Source organism: uncultured Agrococcus sp. (assembly GCF_945915485.1).
Lineage (GTDB): Bacteria > Actinomycetota > Actinomycetes > Actinomycetales > Microbacteriaceae > Agrococcus.
The window spans coordinates 1-17871 of record NZ_CAMEFJ010000053.1 but is presented as its reverse complement, the minus strand read 5'-3'; the positions used below and the strand labels follow the sequence as shown (position 1 = coordinate 17871).

Genomic DNA, 17871 nt, shown 5'->3' with positions numbered 1-17871 from the left:
GCTCAGAACGCTTCTGAACAGGCGCCTCGCTTCTAGGCGGTGCCCAGTACCTCCGATTCGAGCCGTGCGTAGCTGTCCTCCATGCCATCGATCATGCCGGTGGCGAGGATCTGGTCGCGCAGCCCCGCATCCGGATAGGTGATGACGAGCGACAACAGTGTTCCGTCTTCCACGGGTGTCAGCGTCAATTCGTTGTACGTCGTCGGCCCGTCCGTGTCGATCATGCGCTCGGTGGTCACTTCGCGGTATGGCGCTTCACGCTCGAGCAGTTCGCCGACGAAGCCGAAGCGGTCTCCCCCTCCTTCGCGCTCCCACTCGAAGCGGTTGCTGTCTCCGACTTCTGCCGCGAGGTCGCACACCGGCATGACCCAGCCGTCGCATCCCGTCTGCCAGCGCTGCAGAAGCTCCACGTCGTGATGGGCCTCCCACACCTGCTGCAGGGATCCGCGGATGACGCGACTGACGCGCACGTGCGTGTCCGTGAGGTTCTGCGACTGGGTCTTGAGGTCAGCGGCGAAGGATGCGAGGTCGGCGAGCACGTCGTCGATCTGCCCCATCGCTGCTCGTGTGCCCTCTTCCATGCCCATCTCGACGAGCGACTCCAGCTCTTCGAGCGAGTTGAAATAGGTGGTGGTGACGAGTCTGGAGCCGTCGGCGGTCTCTTGGAAGTTGAAGACCATCCGCATGTCGGGCATATCGGCGTTCGGTTCGCCATCGGGCCCTGCAAAGCCGTCTTTCACTTCGAACGAGTTGGGTTCGTTGACGTCCAGGAACTCCCAGTAGCCTCCCGAACGCTCACCGTCTGGGCCGGTCATGAAGTACTCGGACGTGCCGCCCGGTACCAGGTCGTGTCGCGTGAACGATGCGGGCCATCCCGGCGGGCCCCAGAACCGCTCGAGCTGCCTCGGGTCAGCATAGGCATCCCAAAGTCTGCGAACGGGAACGGGGAAGTCGGCGACGATCTGCATCGTCAGGGCTTCAAGGTCTTTTTCTACCGATGTGATGGGCATGGGGAATCCCTCCTCGTTGATTGATTCATCCCGCACTGAGCAGATCGTCGAGCCGTGAGATACGACTTCGCCAGATCCGTTCATAGGAGTCGAGCAACGATCGTGCTCGGCCAATGGCTGCCGCGTCGCCGCGGACGAGCCGCTCGCGACCGCGCTGGTGCTTTGTTATGAGCCCTGCCTCCTCGAGCACGGCGACATGCTTCTGCACTGCTGCGAACGACATGTCGTACATCGCCGCGAGTGACGAAACACTCGCTTCCCCCGCGAGAGTGCGGCGCAGGATGTCCCGCCTCGTGGCGTCGGCGAGGGCCCGGAAGATCCGGTCGACCTCCGCGTCTGTCAAAGCACTATCTACAACCATTTGGTTGTAGATTAGTGATGTGAGCAGCCCCAGTCAAGAGGCGGTCGATTACTCGAAGGCGAGGTAGGGCCCGGGTTTGCCGGTTTCGGCGATCGTGAAGCGCCGCTCGAGCCCGGCGGCCCTGATCATCTCGACCTGCTGCGCGAACAGCTCGCTCGTGACGAACAGAACGCCATCGAACTCCCACTCGGTCTCGAACCAGCGGCGCAGGGATTCCAGCAGTGCACGATCCAGACCGCTCTCGAGCCGCGACTCGCGGACCCAGAAGTACACGGTTGCCTCGAAGTCCTCCCAGGAGCGATCGGCGAGGGGGGTGACGGTCGCGTTCGCGAACATCTGCGCGTTCGTCGCGATGATATACACGCAGCCGAGGCATTCGGTCTCGTCGTTGGTCAGCACCGTGTACGTGAACGCACCGTTCTCGGCATGGCGCCGTTCGAGCTTCTCGAGATCCTCGCGGTTGGCTTCGACCGTGAAGTCGTCTTCCGGCCACGTCGTCTGCTCCCAGAGCCGCAAGAACTCCTTGCTCTCCATGACGGCGTCGTAGTCGAGCCGGTCATCGCTCGCGAGGATGGGGCGGAGAACGAAGCTCTCGGTTTCGAGCCTTTCCGGAACGGCGAACTCGATTTTGTCGAATGGCATGCTGCATCTCTCTTCGTCGTGGCGGTTGATCGATCACTGCGGCAGCCGCTGTCGCGTGCCGAGCCCTACAGAATAACGGACCACCCGGGGCCCCACCACTCGCGACCCGTCTCGGGAAGGTCAACCGCGGTCGAGCGACTCGCGAAGCGCCGGCTCCAGCGTCGGGTAGCGGAACTCGTACCCCGCGGCGGTCAACCGCTCCGGCAGCACCCACCTGCTCTTCAAAATCAACTCGGTCTCGGTGCGGATCATGATCGCCCCGAGTTCGAGCATCCAGCGCGGCATGGACACTCCGACCCGCGCGCCGAGCACTCGCCGCACCGTCGCCATGAACGACCTGTTGTCGACGGGGTTCGGTGACACCGCGTTCACGACCCCCGCCGTCTCGTGCTGTTCGAGAAAATCGATGATGCCCGCAACGTCTTCGATATGCACCCAGCTGTACCGCTGCCGCCCCTTACCGGCACCCGGAAAGTGCGCCGTCCCCGCAGCGCGTCGCGCCCGCGAAACGGGCCATCTGCCATCGTGCTGGGCGCCTCCGAGCCCGACTCGCGCGAGTCGGCGCAGCGTGCCGAGCACGCCTCCGTCGCCGAGCACGATTGCGGTGCGTAAAGCGATTCGACGCGTCTTCGGCAGGTCGCGCGAGAAGAGTGCCGCCTCCCACGCTTTTGCGACCTCGACCGAGAAACCGGTGCCGATCTCCCCTTCCGACTCGGTCATGGGGCGATCCTCCGCATGGCGGTAGATCGTGGCGGTCGACGAATTGATCCAGAGTGCGGGCGGATGCTCGGCGGCGGCGATCGCGTCGGACAGTGCGGCCGTCGTCTCCAGCCGGGACGAGAAGATCATCCGCCGGTTATCGGGGGTGTATCTGCAGTTGACGCTCTTGCCCGCAAGTCCGATCACGAGGGCGGCCCCGTCAACTGCTCTCGCGACCCCAGCGGCGTCTCCCCAGCGGAGGTCGGCGCCCGAACGGGAGATCGTGACGACCTCGCGGCCCTGCCGACGATAGCGATCGACGAGATCCTGCCCCATGAAGCCCGTCGATCCGCCGATGACGACTCGGCCCGTTTTCGCAGGCTGGGTCATGTTTCCTCCTCGATCCGGTAGGTGAATGAGCCCTCGTATTCGTACACGCGCCCCAGCCCCGGTACATCGATCGTCAGGTGCACGCGCTGCTTCTCCGTCGTATCGTCGTAGCGCTCCGTGAGCCGAACTCGCGGAGCGGCCCACTGGGGCAAGCGCAGTCTCGCTCGGCCGAGCTTGACGCCGACGGCTCGGCTGGTCAGCCGCAGTTCGCCGTCCACGATGTCCACGTCGAAGCTTGCCGCGATGGTTTTCGGGCTCCCGAGCTGATCGACGACACGACCCCGTCGCGTGGCGCGAACGGCATCCACCATGGCCCAAGGGCCAGAGGGGAACCGCAGTGTCCGCCTGGCCCTCGCCGTACCCGAGACCGTACGATTCTCAACGCGAAAGGGAACGTTCCGATGCCATCCGGGAACGATGACGCCGCGACTGCGCAGAGGCGCCAGCAGTGGCGTCAACCAGCGGTAACGCGTGCCGAATCGCTCGAACACACCCTCGCCGACGCCCACCTTGCCGACCGGTATCGACGAGAAGTACGCACGCAGCCGTGGATGCAGTTGCTCCATTCGATGACCGATCGCTTCCTCGTACGGTGACGTCGAGGATTGCCGCATGTCCCCAGTCTATGCAGCCCCGATCGTCTACCGCGGCCCCGCGGGGTCACACCGTGCGATCCGACCCGATGAGCCGATACTGCTGACCGCCGTCGCGGTCGCGCACCACGATGCCCGTCGCGGCGAGTTCGTCTCGGAAACCCTCGGCCGCGCCCGCTCGCTTGTCCGCGAGCGCTCGCTGCCGCGCGCGCAACAGGCCGTGCGCCTCCGCATCCAGGGAACCGTCGCCGTCGATCCACGCAATGAACTGTTCGTCGCGAGGATCCACCGTGCCCTGCCATCGATAGTCGTGCTGTTCGAATGCGGACTGCAGGCGAGTTGCCAGTACCGTGTCGGTCTTGCTGCGAAGCAACTCGTTCCCGTCCGCGTCCACGATGATCAGGTCCTTGCCGTCCGTGAATGCACCGGAGATGCGCTCTGCCCGCAGCAAGCTGCCCGTGCCGCTCCGGAACAGGGTGACCGACTCGGGGCCGACCGTCACGACCCCCACCTCCTCCTGCCACTGCGCCGCCAGCCAGAACCCGACGATCAGTCCTGCGATCGTGAGCACGGGGATGGCCCACACCAGCGGCAAGCTGCCCGCCAGCCGAAGCAGTCCGGGGGCATCCCCGACGAAACCGAGCAGCCATCCCACCAGGGGCCCGACGATGAACGCGGCCCCGAAGCCGACCACAGCTCCGCCGAGCTGGAAGGCGACTATCCATCGCCTGGGTATCCGTACGGTCACGGGCTCGTCAGTCACGCTCATCCCCTCCTCTCGGTGCGCGCAGGTAGCCGAGTGCCGTACGCCGAACCTCGGCTGTCGGTGCGTGCCCTTCTTCCGCTCCGAGATAGGCCCCATCGACAATGGTCTGCAGCCAGGCCGCTGCCGATTCGGGCTCCACGTCGGGGTCGATGCTGCCGGCTGCTTGGCCCTTCGCGATGAGCGCTGCGAGGCCGGCGCGCACGACTTCACCGGTACGCGACACGATCTCCATGAGCTGCGAGTCGTGTGGGACCCTGCGCACGAGCTCCACGACCATCCCCGCGGCACCGGGTTCCGCGGCGTCTTGGACGAGCGCATCCAGAATCGCCAGAATGCCCTCCACAGCGTCCGCAGCATCCTCGTGCTCCGCCATCAGGGATTCGACGGTCGGCAGATCCTGTTCGAACACCGCCCGGAACAGCGCTGCCTTGTCCCCGAAGTAGTAGAAGACGCTTGCCGGGCTGATCTCCGCCGCTTTCGCCACCAGCGCGACGCTCGTGCCTTCAAAGCCCTGCTGCGCGAACAGGCCGGCGGCGGCAACAGCGATGCGCTCGCGCTGCTGCGCGATGCGTTCCGGATCTGTTCTTCTCCCCATGGCGCTCCATTAATTATCTGATTGATCAATCAAAGAATAACGGGTGCGCGTTCATTCGGCAAGGAGTTCAGCCCTCACTCGCCCATCGGGCCGAAGCCCAGCGTTCCGAGCCCGTTCAGCCCCAGCCAGATGCCGAGCAGAAACAGCACGAGGCCGATCGTGCCGTTCGCATGACGACTCATGAACGCTTCTATGCGTTGCAAGGGTCGCTCGAGCGCTCTACGGGCGACGAGGCGACCGATCAGCAGCGCGAGCGCGGGCGCAAGCATGACGAGGCAGTAGAACACGATCATCGCCGGAGCCATCGGGATGCCCGGATCCGCTGCCGCAACGAGCCCGATACCCGCCAGATAGGGCAGCAGCGTGGCGATTTCCAAGACAACGGCCGTCAGCGCGAGTGTCAGCAGCGGCATCCAGCCTCCCTGTGACCCCTCTCCTATCGCTCGCTCGCGAAACCGCTGCACCCGATCAGCGGTTCCGCGCCCCTGGGCAGCCTTGGCCTCTTCGCGTTGACGTTTGCGCTCCTTGCCGGCTTTCGTCATCGGGTCGATGCGCAGGCTCAAGAGGATCATGCCCGCTGCGATCGCAACCTGGATCACCGAGAACACGGGGGCGCTGCCGGCGTCTGCAAGCCACTCGAACAATCCATCGCCGAACACGGTCAGAAGTGAGAGCAGGCCCAGCCCGATCAGCGCGTAGGCTCCTCCGACGACCATAAGGTAGACGAGAATTCGCCCGACCCTGAGTCTGCCGGGTGCCATGAGCAGCCAGACGGGAATCAGCAGCGTTCCGAAGCTCGTTGAGTCGAGCAGCGCGAGCACCGTCAGCACGCCGAACACCGCGGCGATACCGCCGGCTCCGGCGGGCAGCAGAGTATCGACGAGACTGTCGATCCCACCGGCACCGGATGCGCTGAGGGCGGGCGCGGTTTGCGCAAGAGTTTCAAGCATGACGCCCATCCTGCTCGGAGTCGGCAGTGGCGGCATCGGCAGAAGGGTGGAACCCCGAAGCTGCTCTACGACTTTGGTCGGAGGCAACACGCACGCCGATGTGATCGAATGTCGACATGACTTTCAGCACGCGCGGCGAGGAGTCCGGCGGCGAACGCCGCGGCCCGGACGGCGTGCTGCCCCTCCGCATGCACCTTCAGCGCCTCATAACCCTCGCACTGGCGTTCATGTTCGTTGCGATGGGCTGGGTCGGCGACCTCGACGCGCCGTGGTGGGAGGCGATTGGGCTCGTTCCGCAGACCTGGTGGCACGCCGTCACGGTCGCGTTGATGATCATTCCTATGGTCCTGCGCACGCGACGACCGGGATTGGCTCTGACGCTCGGCTTCGTGATCACGTTTCTCGATCTGTCCATCGGATTCAACATGGGCATCCTCTTGTGTCTGAGTGACCTGCTGTACAGCTTCGCGCTGCGCAGTGGACGTCGGTCGGTTCGCGTGATGATGCTCGTGCTCTCCGTTTTCCCAATCGCCGCGATCGGGCTGATCTTCCTGCCGTCCGTTCGAGCCGACGGTGCCGTCAGCATTTCGCTGCTGCTGTTCGCGGTGCTGCTGTTGCCGCTGTGGTGGGCATCCGAGGTTCGCATGGGGCATCCGATCTGGCAGGAGTCCGACACGCGTGAGCAGCTCGAAGCCGAACGCCACGCATCAGTGCTGCGTGCGCAGGCCGCCAAGCGAAGAGCGGCGATCGAGGCGGAGCGCCGCAATATGGCGCGCGAGCTGCACGATGTCGTGTCATCCCAGGTATCGGCGATCGCACTGACGTCAGGTGCCGTGCTCAACGCGGAACCGGACTCCGAGCGCGACCGCAGGGCGCTCGAGAACGTGCGACGCACATCCGTAGAAGCGCTCGATCAACTCGGCGAAATGGTGCGGCTGCTGCGCGGCGACAGCGTTGACACGAATGCCAGACCAGAGGGAGACGAGCGGGATCCCGGCGGTGAAGTCGCCGTCTACAGTCAGCTGCTCGAATCGACCACGTGGCGCGATGTCATCGATCGTGCCAAAAGCCACGGGCTGAACGTCGAGGAGAACGGGCAGCCACCGGAGGGACTCTCACCCGCGCTGCACCACGTGCTGTTACGGGTCCTGCAGGAGTCGCTGACGAACGCGCTCAAATACAGCGCGGGCGCAGCCGTCGTCGACGTCGACAAGCGGCAGCACCGACTGCGATTGCGCATCACGTCGACGACACCGAGCACGGCCAACGAAGTCGGTCTCGGCTCCGGAACGGGGCTCGTCGCAATGCGCGAACGAGTCGAGCTGATGGACGGCAAGTTTCAAGCCGAGAGCCGAGGCGACGACTGGGTCGTCGAAGCCGACCTGCCGCTCAGGGAAACCCGCTAGTACCGGCAACGGAATTTCGACAGACTGGAAGCAGCATGAGCACAGCACCCATCACCGTCCTGCTGGCCGACGATCATGCGAGCATTCGCGCGGGCCTGCGACTCCTGCTCGAAACTGCCGAGGGGATCGAGGTGGTCGGCGAAGCGTCCGACGGTGCGACCGCGATTCAGCAGACGAGGGCGCTGCAGCCGGATGTCGTGCTCATGGATGCGCGCATGCCGGGCACGGACGGCATCGCCGCCACTGCCGAGATCGTGCGCGACCACGAAGCGGATGTGCTGATGCTGACGACCTTCGATCTCGACGAGGTCGTCTTCGGTGCCTTGCGTGCCGGCGCATCCGGGTTCCTCTTGAAGTCGGTTGAGCCGGCCGAACTCATCGACGCGATTCGCAGCGTTGCGTCCGGCGACGGCGTTATCGCTCCGGCCGTGACACGGAAACTGCTGCAGGCTTTTGCGTCTGGGCCCGACTCTGTCGAACAGCAGCCCGCGAGCGACGAGCACGAGCAGGGCAAGCCATCGGGCCCAAGGGATGACGAGCCCGCTCAACTCCTGACCCCGCGCGAGCTCGACGTGCTCGCGGCCCTGGGGCGAGGGCTGTCGAATCAGCAGATCGCCGACTACCTCGTCATCAGTCTTGCGACGGTGAAGACGCACGTTTCAAGCGTGCTCGCGAAGCTGCACCTGAGTTCGCGCATGCAGGCGGCGATCTACGCGCGCGAGACCGGGCTCGCCTAACGCTCGTTTCTGCGGCTCTCCAGCACAGCACGCGCGGCATGGTAACCACCGAGCGCGCTGACGCCTCCCCCGCGACGGCTCCCTGCCCCGGCCAGCAGGATTCCCTCGTGTCGGCTCTCCACACCCCATCGCCGTGCCGGTGAATCGAGCGGCTCGTCGTCTTCCGCGAAGGGCCAGCTGAGCGGTCCGTGGAAAATACTGCCCGCTGTCATCTCCAGTGTGTCCTGCAGGTCGAGGGTCGTCTTGGTCTCGACGCACAGGTTGCCGTCCGCATCGCGCAGAATCACGTCCTCGATGGATTCCGCGAGCACGCTGGAGAGCGAGTCGAACACGCGCTGCTGCAGTTCGCCTCGCTCGGCGTCCGTCCCCGCAATCAGGCGATGCGGCACGTGCAGCGCGAAGACCGTGAGCGTCTGCGCGCCGCTCGCCTGCAGCGCCTGCCCGAGGATGCTCGGGTCGCTCAGCGAGTGACAGTAGATTTCGGCAGGTAACGGCTCCGGGAACCGACCGTTCTGTGCTTCACGATAGGCATGCTGCAGCTGCGAGTAGCTCTCGTTGATATGAAACGTGCCACCGAACGCCGCCTCGGGGTCCACGCCGTCTCGCAGCTCCGGTAGTCGATCGAGCAGCATGTTTACCTTGACCTGTGCTCCCTCGACCGGCTCGGGATCGAGCCCGCGAATCCTGTCCAGTACGGCCGGCGCTGCCGCCCAAAGGACGTGATCTGCACGGACACGATGCTCCCTGCCATCTTCGCGCCAGGTCACCTCGCCGTCTCTGACATCGATCACTTCGGCACCCGTGCGCGTCCGTGCGCCGGCTTCGCCGGCAACCCTCGCGAACTCGGCGCTGACCCTACCCATCCCTCCGACAGGAACATCCCAGTCGCCCGTTGCGCCACCGATCACGTGATACAGGAAGCAGATGTTCTGCTGCAGGTCGCTGTCGTGGGCGTCTGCGTAGGTGCTGATGAGCGCGTCCGTCAACGCGACGCCACGCACAAGATCATTCTCGAATGTGCGCTCGAGCACTTCGCCGAGTGGGCGTTCCAGGAAGTCGCGAACGGTTTCCTCATCCGCGACAGCCTCACGGATTTCGCTCCTGCGGGGAAGCGGCTCGGTCATGGTTGGCCAGATTGCCCCGGCGAGCCGCGCGGTTCTTTCGTAGAACTCGCTCCAGGCGGCGGCGTCTGGCTCGCCTCCGACGGCAGCGAAGGATGCTGCGCTGGTCGCTGCATCACCGTGATCCACGAGGAGCCCGGTATCGCTGCCGGGAAGCGGCGTGTAGGAAGCGTACCGCCGTCGTACGAGCTCGATATCGAGCCCCAGGTCGTCGATGATCTGCTGAGGCAGGAGGCTCACAAGATAGGAGTAGCGCGAAAGCTTCGCATCGACTCCCGGGAACGCGAGCGCCGAGACCGTCGCGCCACCGAGGTGCTCCTGCCGCTCGAGCACGAGCACCGACAGACCCTCGCGGGCTAGGTAGGCAGCAGCAGCGAGACCGTTATGACCCCCGCCGACGATAACCGCATCAACACGGGGAATATCGACGTTGGCGCTATGTACTGCATCGGACACACGACCAACCCTAGTGCGCCGCCATACTAGGCGTCGATGCCCTGCTCCAGTCGTTCCGGGCTCCACCACTGCACATTGCGGCCCTGACTGTCTTGGAAGTCCGTGACGGTGTTCTCCGGGTCGACCAGCACGATGCAGTATCCCTCGTCGAGCAGCTTCGTCGCCATCGCCGAGGCCGTTCGGCGCGCTACCGGCAGCACCTCGTCGACACGGCTCATGTCGAAGAACACGAGCTCGGTCCTCGGCGGGTTCTCGATGATCTCGCGCGTGAGCGACTCGATCGAGCTGAGCACCATGTCGCCCTGCAGCGCGTAGATCGTGGCAGGTTCGCCTTCAACGTCGGCAACCCTGGTCTCGCGCAGCGACGACCTGGCTGGTCGCCCCGCGTCCATGAGGTGCAGGCCGAGGTCGTCGGACAACCGGTGCATCATTTCCACGCCCCGCGCGCTGTTGCCGTGCGCGTCGAGACGGGGAGAGAAGACCGCAACGCCGACCTGCCCCGGCAGGATGCCGATGATCCCGCCCGCGACTCCGCTCTTCGCCGGGATGCCGACAGCAGACAGCCAGTCGCCGGCGGCGTCATACATGCCGCAGGATGCCATAACGCTCAGCACGTGCTTCGTGGTCTCCCGGCAGAAGATTCGTTCGCCCGAGTTCGGCTGCACACCCGCATTCGCGAGCGTCGCCGCCATGAGTGCGAGATCACGAACGGTAACCGACGCGGCGCACTGTCGGATGTATCCTTCGACGGCGACTCTCGGATCCGTCGCCATCGCACCTGACGAATGCAGCAGATACGCAAGGCCCATGTTGCGCGCGCCGGTTTCCATCTCGGAGGTCGCGACGGCCCCGTCGATGTCGATCGGCCGCTCGGTCAGCCTGGAGAACAGATCGATCATGCGCTCTGTTGCGGTAACTTGATCGCTTTTCAGCAGTGCGTGGGTGGCGATGGCCCCCGCGTTGATCATGGGATTTCGCGGTTTGCCGCTCTCGGGGTCGAGCGAGAGTTCGTTGAACGCCTCCCCGCTCGGTTCGACACCGATGTTCGAAAGCACCTCCTGTAAACCGAGATCCTCGACGGCCAGCGCGTAGGCGAACGGCTTCGACATCGACTGGATGCTGAATGCGTGATCGACGTCGCCGCTCGCATAGACCGTGCCGTTCACGGTACACAGGGCGACGGCAACACGATCCGGATCGGCCGCGGCGAGCTCCGGAATGTAGTCGGCGACTGCGCCCGCCTGAAAGTCGCCCGTCTGCTCCAGGACACTGTCGAGATAGTCGAGGATCGGTGACCGCACGGTGCTCAGCCCTCTCGTATGGTCATCTTCGTCAGCAGGTCCCCTTCGCTGCGGAACGCGAAGCGGCTGAGCCCGTTGGCGTGATTGCTGCGCCAGTCGGCGATGACGACGACCTCGCCGTTCTCCTCGAAGACCCGCTCCGGAGTCATGGTGCCCTTCGCTCCTATGAACTCCTTGTCGCTCCATCCCTTGATGGCGTCTCGGCCGAGGAAGACCCGGCCCCAATCGTCGACTTCACCGCTTGGAGTGAAGGCGTTCAGGAAACCCTCCTCATCGTGGCGATTGACAGTCTCGATGAAGGAAACGATGGGCTGCGGGATGCTGATGTCGGTCACGACTACTCCTTGATTCGATGAAACACATCTTCGATGTTTCACTGCTAGATGTTCATATATCAGCGATATAGCGGCTACTGTAGCAGTGTGACAGCGACTGCGCATAGCGATACACGAACGCGGCTTTTGAACGCGGCGGCAGAGATGATCGCCTCCGCTCCCGGGGAGGAGTTCTCCCTACGCGCTGTGTGCGACGCCGCGGGCGTGAAGATGCCGACGCTGTATCACTTCTTCGGCAGCAAGCAGGGGCTCATCGAAGCAGTCATCGAGCGCGGTTTCGACATGTACCTCGAGGCCAAGGCGACCGCGGAATCCTCCGGCGATCCGATCCAGGACATCCGCGAAGGGTGGGATGCGCACGTCGCGTTCGGACTCGCGAACCCTGGCTTCTACACGCTTATGTACGGCAAAGTCCGGCCCGGCCACTCCCCGGCAGCACAGGCTAGACCGAGCGACATCCTGCGATCCATCACGCGACGCGCCTTCGACGAGCAGCGTCTGAACACGTCGCCCGAACAGGCCGCGGCGCACATCCTGGTGGCGAACATCGGCGTCACCCTGCGGCAACTCGTCACCGGCGAAGAAGACCGCGCGCTTTCCGTCGCCGTGCGCGAAGGGGTCATCGCGGCAATCACGGGTTCCTCCTCGGGCGCGCCGTCCGGCCAGGGACTGATCGAGGCTGCCGCGGCGAATGTCGACGTGCTCGGCAAGACCGAGACGCAGTTGTTCACCAAGTGGGCGCAGCAGCTGCAGGCCGAAGTGAGCGACGGCGGCAACAGCGAAGAGTAACCTTTGCGGCTCGCCGCGTGACCGTCGTTCGCGAACGAACAGGGACGCCTAGTCGGCGAGCGTGATCACGATCTTCCCGTGCACGTGCCCCTTGCGCAGCAGTTCCACCGCCTCGTGGATGCGTTCGAGCGGGAACGTCGCGGCGATCGGCACCCGCAAATCGCCGGCGGCGATCAAGTCGGTTACGCGCTCGAGCGCACCCGGAGAGGCGTGTCCGCCGCCGACGGCTCGAACGCCCGCCGGCGGGTTCTGCGATGCGATCGTCACGATGCGTTCGACGGGAACACCGAGGCTCACCGCCGCGCTCGCAGTGTCGGATCCGTGCAGATCGACCGCCGCCGTGACCCCATCGGGCGCCAGATCCCGGACGCGCTCGACGAGACCGTCTCCGTACGTCACGGGCTCGACACCGAGGCCACTGAGGAATTCGGCCGTGGACGCCGACCCCGTTCCGATGACGCGAGCACCGGCGTGCCTCGCGAGCTGCCCCGCGAAGATGCCGACACCACCCGCTGCGCCTCCTATCAGCACCGTGTCTCCCGATTCGACCGCTGTCGTGCTGATTACCGCATCCGCGGTGCTTCCCGCTATCACCAGCGTGCTCGCGGTCACATCATCGACGCCATCGGGGGTGCGCAGCAGAGTCTCGGACTCCGGATCGACGATGACGTAGTCGGCCACCGCACGCCCGCGGGCGCCGCCGTACACGCGATCGCCAACGGTGAACTCCGAAACGCCCTCGCCGACTTCATCGACGACACCGGCGAAGTCGTTGCCGAAACCACTGGGGAGCGAAACGTCGAACATCTCCGCGAGTTCTGGAGCGGCCGCGATCTTCCAGTCGACGGGGTTCAAACCGGCGGCTGCGACCCTTACCCGCACCTCCCCCTTGTCGGCGTGCGGATCCGCGACGTGCCGGATCTCCAAAACCTCGGGGCCGCCGAACCGTTCATGAATCGCTGCTCTGCTCATGGTGCGTGCAGCACATCAGCTCGGTGCCGTGTTCTCTGACTGCAGCTCTCCGGACGGTCGACCCATGTGTATCAAGACGGGACAAGCGATCGCAGCGAGCGCGAGGACGCAGGCTCCGACGACCGTGGCCGTGCCGAGCCCATGCACGAAAGCTTCTCTCGCGATGCCGCCAAGGTGTTCCGCGGTTTCACGCGGCAACTGCTCCGCAACGCTTGTGGCCGCGCCGAGGCTCGATGCGATCACATCTGCCGCCTCGCCGGGGACATCCTGTGGCAATAGCTCCGTCACGCGACGACGGTACATCGCTGTACCGATCGATCCGAGCACAGCAATGCCCAGCGCCGCACCGAGTTCACTCGAGGTCTCGGAGAGCGCCGATGCCGCACCGGATCGGTGCGTCGGGGCCGAACCGACCACAACGTCGGCGGCAAGCGTCATCATCGGCGCTATCCCAGCGCCGATGAACGCCGCGGCCGTAATGGCGAGCGGCAATCCTCCGTCTTCCGAAACGCGACTGAAGGCGAACATCCCGCCGGCTGCGACCACCGCCCCGGCACCGAAGACGACGGCATAGCCGAACCGCTGCACGAGCGCTGACGACAGCACTGCCATCGCGCCCACTGCGACCATGATGGGCAGCATCGCCAGGGCAGCGGCAAGCGGAGAGAGCCCGGCGACCAGCTGCAGATACTGCGCCTTGTAAAGCATTACGCCGACCAGGGAGAACATTGCCAGGCCGGCACCGAGAATCGCTCCGGAGAAACGGGGGTTCGCGAAGAGATTCAGGTCGACGAGCGGCAGAGTGAGCTTCCTTTGCCGCAGCAGGAATACCGCGCCGGCAACCGCGCCGGCAACGAGCGCCAGCCAGGATGCCGGGGTCATGGACAGCTCTTCCGCTGCGGATTTGATCGCCCAGACGATCGGCAGGATGGCCGCGAACGAGAGTACAACGCTGATGAAGTCGAGCCTCCTGGATGCTGTGCTGCGGTATTCGGGAACGAGTCGTGGCGTCGCCATCAGCAGTATCGCGATGATCGGAACGTTGATGAGGAAGACCGACCCCCACCAGAAGACTTCCAGCAGCAGCCCGCCGACGATCGGACCGAGCGCGATCCCTCCCGAAAGACTCGCCGTCCATACGCCGATGGCTTTCGTGCGCTCGACGGGATCTTCGAACATGTTGCGGATCAGCGACAGCGTCGAAGGCATCAGCGTCGCACCGCCGACACCCATGAGCGCACGTGCAGCGATCAGCAGCTCGGGCGTTGGCGAGAAGGCGGCCAGCGCGGATGCCGCGCCGAAGACTGTCGCACCGATCATCAGTAGTTTGCGCCTGCCGATGCGATCGCCGATGTTGCCCATCACGATGAGGAGTCCGGCGAGCAGAAATCCGTAAGAGTCAAGGATCCAGAGCGTCTGGCCGGCGGTCGGCGCCAGTTCGTGCGTAATGGTCGGGATCGCGATGTGCAGGATCGTGATGTCCATCGAGGTCAGGATCACCGGCAGGGTCAGAGCCGCCAATCCGAGCCAGCGGGATCGTGCGGTGGGCAAGTGTGGATTCGAGAGGGGCATGAGTCATCTCCCAGACTGTCGCGTATAACGTACGCAACGATCGTAGCGTATGTAATACGCAACACGATAGACTTCCGTGAGGAGGTGCCGTATGAGCCCGAGAGTCGGCAAATCGGGTCCGTTGACTCGAGATCGCATCGTCGACGCCGCCATCGCCGTCGCCGACGACACCGGCCTCGGCCGGATGACGATGAAGCGAGTCGCCGACAGACTCCAGACCGGCCCGATGTCGTTGTATCGGCACGTTGCCGACAAAGACGAACTCCTGGCAGCCATGGTCGAGCGTGTGACCGTCGCCCACCCCTATCCCGAGCTAACGGACATGGGGTGGCGGGACGCGATGCATGCGCTCGCTCGTCAGGACTGGCGAGCGTTCCTCGACCATCCGTGGATGCTCACCGCGACGGCATCCGTTTCGCCTCCGTTCGGCACCGCCTCGCTCGCTGCGATGGAATGGGCGCTGACCGCGCTGGACGAGCTGGAGCTGGAGCCCCACGCAGCCGCGCGCGCCGTCATGACGATCAACAACTACATCCAGGGCAGTGCTCGCGTCATGCTCGGAGAGCGGTATGACGAAGCCGGTGACGATCCCGGTCGAAGTTGGCAACGTCGGTTGACGGATACGGGTCTGGACGCGTATCCGAAACTCGCGCTGCTCATCGCCCAGCCCATTCCCGAAGGCGATCGCGACTGGTTCGCAGCCGGCCTCGACGTCATTCTCGACGGCATCGAAACCGGTGCGCGCAGCGGGAATTGATCACGCACCGGCTGCGGAATCCGCGGGATCCCCGACTTAGCCGCCGACGTAGTCTGCCAAGTGCTGACCCGTCAGTGTCGATCGATCTGCAATCAGCTCTGCAGGTGTTCCCTCGAACACCACACGACCGCCGTCCTGGCCCGCGCCGGGACCAAGATCGATGATCCAGTCGGCGTGCGCCATAACCGCCTGATGGTGCTCGATGACGATGACCGACTTGCCCGCGTCGACCAGCCGGTCGAGCAGCGCCAGCAGGTTGTCGACGTCCGCCAGGTGCAAGCCGGTCGTGGGCTCGTCGAGAATGTACGTACCGCCGGCGTCCTTCATGTGCATGGCGAGCTTGATGCGCTGCCGCTCTCCTCCCGAAAGGGTGTTCAACGGCTGGCCGAGCCTGACGTACCCGAGCCCGACATCCTTCAGGCGTTCGAGGATCTTCGCGACCGCCGGTGTCTTCGCCTCGCCATCCGAGAAGAAGGCCAGCGCCTCCTCGACCGAGAGGTCCAGCACCTCTGCGATGTTGAGCCCGCCGAAGCGATACTCGAGCACCGCCGCCTGGAAACGCTTGCCCCCGCAGTCTTCGCACGGCGTTGCGACGGTCTCCATGAAGCCCAGCTCCGTGAAGATCTGACCGTTGCCGTTGCAGGTCGGGCATGCTCCTTCCGAATTCGCACTGAACAGGGCCGGCTTGACGCCGTTCGCCTTCGCAAACGCCTTGCGGATGGGCTCGAGCAACCCCGTGTACGTCGCCGGGTTGCTGCGACGAGATCCCTTGATCGCTCCTTGGTCCACTGTGACGACGCCTTCGCCCCCGGCAAGGCTGCCGTGAATGAGCGAGCTCTTCCCCGAACCGGCGACTCCGGTCACGACCGTGAGCACACCGAGCGGGATGTCCACGTCGACGCTCTGCAGGTTGTGGGTGTTCGCACCGCGAATCTCCAGCGACCCCTTCGCCGAGCGAACTTTGCTCTTCAGCTCGGCCCGGTGATCCAGGTGGTGACCCGTCAGGGTGTCGCTCGCCTGCAGGCCGGCCACGTCACCCTCGAAGCAGATGGCGCCGCCCTCGGTTCCGGCTCGCGGGCCGAGATCGACGACGTGGTCGGCGATGGCGATCGTTTCGGGCTTGTGCTCGACGACAAGCACCGTATTACCCTTGTCGCGCAGCTCGAGCAGCAGCTTGTTCATCCGCTCGATATCGTGCGGATGCAGCCCGACAGTCGGCTCGTCGAACACGTAGGTGACGTCCGTGAGCGCGGAGCCGAGGTGACGGATCATCTTCGTGCGCTGCGCCTCGCCGCCCGAGAGCGTACCGGAGGGGCGATCGAGCGAGAGATAGCCGAGCCCGATCTCGACGAACGAGTCGAACAGGTGCAGCAGTCCGGCAACGAGCGGTGCGACTCCGGGGTTATCGATCGTGCGTACCCATGCGGCAGCGTCCGTCACCTGCATTGCGCAGACGTCGGCGATGCTGATGCCGCCGATCTTCACGGAGCGAGCCGACTCGTTGAGACGAGTGCCGGCGCAGGCCGGGCAGGGAGCAAAAACTGCCACACGCTCGACGAACGCTTTGAGGTGCGACTGGAGCGAGTCGGGGTCCTTGCTGAACATCGATTTGCGGATCTTCGGGATCAAACCCTCATAGGTCACGTTGATGTTCTCGACTTTGACCTTGCGCTGCTCGGCGTGGAGCAGCTCCTGCCGCTGCTCTTCCGTCAACTGCCCGATCGGCACATCAGACGGCACGACGACTTTGAAAGGGGCGACCATCCAGCCGTCCGCCTTGTACCCGGGCACGAGGATCGCCCCCTCCTCGAGGGATTTCGATTCGTCGATGATCTGCGCCAGATCGAGATCCGAGACCGTGCCCCTGCCCTCGCAGTCGGCGCACATGCCGCCGAGGTACACGGCATCCTTCACGATGGTCTTCTCGCCCTTGGCATCGGTCATGACGCCGCTGGCCTTGCTCGTGGGGATGTTGAAGGAGAACGCGGTCGGGCCGCCGATGTGGGGCTCGCCGATTCTGCTGAAGAGACCCCGCAGCATCGCGTTGGCGTCGGTCACGGTGCCCAGCGTCGATCGAGCGTTCGCGCCCATCCGCTCCTGGTCGACCATGATGGCGGTCGTGAGCCCCTCCAGCACATCGACATCCGGCCGCGGCAGGTTGGGCATGAACCCCTGCACGAAGGTGGAGTAGGTTTCATCGATCAATCGCCGCGATTCAGCAGCGATGGTGCCGAACACGAGCGAGCTCTTCCCAGAACCCGAGACGCCCGTGAAGACCGTCAGGCGTCGCTTGGGAAGCTCGACGCTGACATCCTGCAGATTGTTCTCGCGAGCACCTTCCACGCGGATGCTGTGATGCGTGTCCGCCGTGTGCGCGGCTCCCGAATCGGTGTCGTTCATAGGTCTTCCCCTTTCGGTG

General features: G+C 64.8%; 18 protein-coding genes. 4 read left to right on the top strand and 14 right to left on the bottom strand.

Annotated features, from left to right (window positions below; all coding sequences use genetic code 11):
- Positions 1-32: 32 nt before the first annotated feature.
- The 8 genes from Q0O95_RS09400 to Q0O95_RS09365 form a co-directional block, all read right to left on the bottom strand.
- Entirely contained in the window at positions 33-1046 is a 1014-nt protein-coding gene (locus Q0O95_RS09400) for an SRPBCC family protein (protein WP_366516473.1), read from the bottom strand.
- Positions 1036-1371, bottom strand: a complete 336-nt coding sequence (locus Q0O95_RS09395; RefSeq protein WP_293697695.1) for a metalloregulator ArsR/SmtB family transcription factor — start codon at positions 1369-1371, stop codon at positions 1036-1038. The genes Q0O95_RS09400 and Q0O95_RS09395 overlap by 11 nt, the downstream gene beginning before the upstream one ends.
- A gap of 48 nt (positions 1372-1419) precedes the next feature.
- Complete coding sequence (locus Q0O95_RS09390) at positions 1420-2013, bottom strand: N-acetyltransferase (RefSeq protein WP_293697693.1); 594 nt, start codon at positions 2011-2013, stop codon at positions 1420-1422.
- Between the two features lie 120 nt (positions 2014-2133).
- The gene (locus Q0O95_RS09385) at positions 2134-3102 is read right to left on the bottom strand and encodes a DUF1731 domain-containing protein (protein ID WP_293697691.1); all 969 of its coding nucleotides are present in this window, start codon (positions 3100-3102) and stop codon (positions 2134-2136) included.
- Positions 3099-3716: a DUF4166 domain-containing protein gene (locus Q0O95_RS09380; RefSeq protein ID WP_293697689.1), complete on the bottom strand. Its 618-nt coding sequence runs from the start codon at positions 3714-3716 to the stop codon at positions 3099-3101. The genes Q0O95_RS09385 and Q0O95_RS09380 overlap by 4 nt, the downstream gene beginning before the upstream one ends.
- Before the next feature lie 46 nt (positions 3717-3762).
- Complete coding sequence (locus Q0O95_RS09375) at positions 3763-4458, bottom strand: hypothetical protein (protein ID WP_293697687.1); 696 nt, start codon at positions 4456-4458, stop codon at positions 3763-3765.
- On the bottom strand, positions 4451-5056 hold the full coding sequence (locus Q0O95_RS09370; protein ID WP_293697685.1) for a TetR/AcrR family transcriptional regulator: 606 nt from the start codon (positions 5054-5056) through the stop codon (positions 4451-4453). The genes Q0O95_RS09375 and Q0O95_RS09370 overlap by 8 nt, the downstream gene beginning before the upstream one ends.
- Positions 5057-5130: 74 nt before the next feature.
- Positions 5131-6006, bottom strand: coding sequence for a GAP family protein (locus Q0O95_RS09365; protein ID WP_293697683.1), 876 nt, complete (start codon positions 6004-6006; stop codon positions 5131-5133).
- A 116-nt stretch (positions 6007-6122) separates the two neighbouring features.
- Between Q0O95_RS09365 and Q0O95_RS09360 the strand changes: the two genes are divergently transcribed.
- Positions 6123-7412 carry a histidine kinase gene (locus Q0O95_RS09360; RefSeq protein ID WP_293697681.1) on the top strand — a complete coding sequence of 430 codons (1290 nt, stop codon included), beginning with the start codon at positions 6123-6125 and terminating at the stop codon, positions 7410-7412.
- 35 nt (positions 7413-7447) lie between these two features.
- Entirely contained in the window at positions 7448-8149 is a 702-nt protein-coding gene (locus Q0O95_RS09355) for a response regulator transcription factor (protein WP_293697679.1), read from the top strand.
- Here Q0O95_RS09355 and Q0O95_RS09350 read toward each other — a convergent pair.
- Genes Q0O95_RS09350 through Q0O95_RS09340 form a run of 3 tightly spaced genes read right to left on the bottom strand, consistent with a single transcriptional unit; the run spans position 8146 to position 11362 of the window.
- The gene (locus Q0O95_RS09350; protein ID WP_293697677.1) at positions 8146-9726 is read right to left on the bottom strand and encodes an NAD(P)/FAD-dependent oxidoreductase; all 1581 of its coding nucleotides are present in this window, start codon (positions 9724-9726) and stop codon (positions 8146-8148) included. The genes Q0O95_RS09355 and Q0O95_RS09350 overlap by 4 nt on opposite strands.
- Positions 9727-9752: 26 nt before the next feature.
- Positions 9753-11027, bottom strand: coding sequence for a glutaminase A (gene glsA, locus Q0O95_RS09345; RefSeq protein WP_293697675.1), 1275 nt, complete (start codon positions 11025-11027; stop codon positions 9753-9755).
- 5 nt (positions 11028-11032) lie between these two features.
- On the bottom strand, positions 11033-11362 hold the full coding sequence (locus tag Q0O95_RS09340) for a nuclear transport factor 2 family protein (RefSeq protein ID WP_293697673.1): 330 nt from the start codon (positions 11360-11362) through the stop codon (positions 11033-11035).
- Positions 11363-11449: 87 nt separating this feature from the next.
- Here Q0O95_RS09340 and Q0O95_RS09335 point away from each other — a divergent pair, with 87 nt between their 5' ends.
- On the top strand, positions 11450-12151 hold the full coding sequence (locus Q0O95_RS09335) for a TetR/AcrR family transcriptional regulator (RefSeq protein ID WP_293697671.1): 702 nt from the start codon (positions 11450-11452) through the stop codon (positions 12149-12151).
- Positions 12152-12199: 48 nt separating this feature from the next.
- Here Q0O95_RS09335 and Q0O95_RS09330 read toward each other — a convergent pair whose 3' ends face one another.
- Together Q0O95_RS09330 and Q0O95_RS09325 are read right to left on the bottom strand one after the other, a co-directional pair.
- Positions 12200-13123, bottom strand: coding sequence for an NADP-dependent oxidoreductase (locus Q0O95_RS09330; RefSeq protein WP_293697669.1), 924 nt, complete (start codon positions 13121-13123; stop codon positions 12200-12202).
- 15 nt (positions 13124-13138) lie between these two features.
- Positions 13139-14674, bottom strand: coding sequence for an MFS transporter (locus Q0O95_RS09325; protein ID WP_293697667.1), 1536 nt, complete (start codon positions 14672-14674; stop codon positions 13139-13141).
- Positions 14675-14786: 112 nt separating this feature from the next.
- Between Q0O95_RS09325 and Q0O95_RS09320 the strand changes: the two genes are divergently transcribed.
- Positions 14787-15452 (top strand): TetR/AcrR family transcriptional regulator, encoded by a 666-nt coding sequence (locus Q0O95_RS09320; protein ID WP_293697665.1) that lies wholly within the window; start codon positions 14787-14789, stop codon positions 15450-15452.
- Positions 15453-15488: 36 nt separating this feature from the next.
- On the opposite strand, the gene Q0O95_RS09315 is transcribed toward Q0O95_RS09320, so the two are convergent.
- Positions 15489-17852 carry an excinuclease ABC subunit UvrA gene (locus Q0O95_RS09315; RefSeq protein WP_293697664.1) on the bottom strand — a complete coding sequence of 788 codons (2364 nt, stop codon included), beginning with the start codon at positions 17850-17852 and terminating at the stop codon, positions 15489-15491.
- Positions 17853-17871 lie beyond the last annotated feature (19 nt).

Bases quoted from the DNA above. Each gene is read 5' to 3' on its own strand.
- Q0O95_RS09395 (WP_293697695.1), bottom strand. From the start codon at position 1,371: ATGGTTGTAGATAGTGCTTTGACAGACGCGGAGGTCGACCGGATCTTC.
- Q0O95_RS09390 (WP_293697693.1), bottom strand. From the start codon at position 2,013: ATGCCATTCGACAAAATCGAGTTCGCCGTTCCGGAAAGGCTCGAAACC.
- Q0O95_RS09385 (WP_293697691.1), bottom strand. From the start codon at position 3,102: ATGACCCAGCCTGCGAAAACGGGCCGAGTCGTCATCGGCGGATCGACG.
- Q0O95_RS09380 (WP_293697689.1), bottom strand. From the start codon at position 3,716: ATGCGGCAATCCTCGACGTCACCGTACGAGGAAGCGATCGGTCATCGA.
- Q0O95_RS09370 (WP_293697685.1), bottom strand. From the start codon at position 5,056: ATGGGGAGAAGAACAGATCCGGAACGCATCGCGCAGCAGCGCGAGCGC.
- Q0O95_RS09365 (WP_293697683.1), bottom strand. From the start codon at position 6,006: ATGCTTGAAACTCTTGCGCAAACCGCGCCCGCCCTCAGCGCATCCGGT.
- Q0O95_RS09360 (WP_293697681.1), top strand. From the start codon at position 6,123: ATGACTTTCAGCACGCGCGGCGAGGAGTCCGGCGGCGAACGCCGCGGC.
- Q0O95_RS09355 (WP_293697679.1), top strand. From the start codon at position 7,448: ATGAGCACAGCACCCATCACCGTCCTGCTGGCCGACGATCATGCGAGC.
- Q0O95_RS09330 (WP_293697669.1), bottom strand. From the start codon at position 13,123: ATGAGCAGAGCAGCGATTCATGAACGGTTCGGCGGCCCCGAGGTTTTG.
- Q0O95_RS09320 (WP_293697665.1), top strand. From the start codon at position 14,787: ATGAGCCCGAGAGTCGGCAAATCGGGTCCGTTGACTCGAGATCGCATC.
- Q0O95_RS09315 (WP_293697664.1), bottom strand. From the start codon at position 17,852: ATGAACGACACCGATTCGGGAGCCGCGCACACGGCGGACACGCATCAC.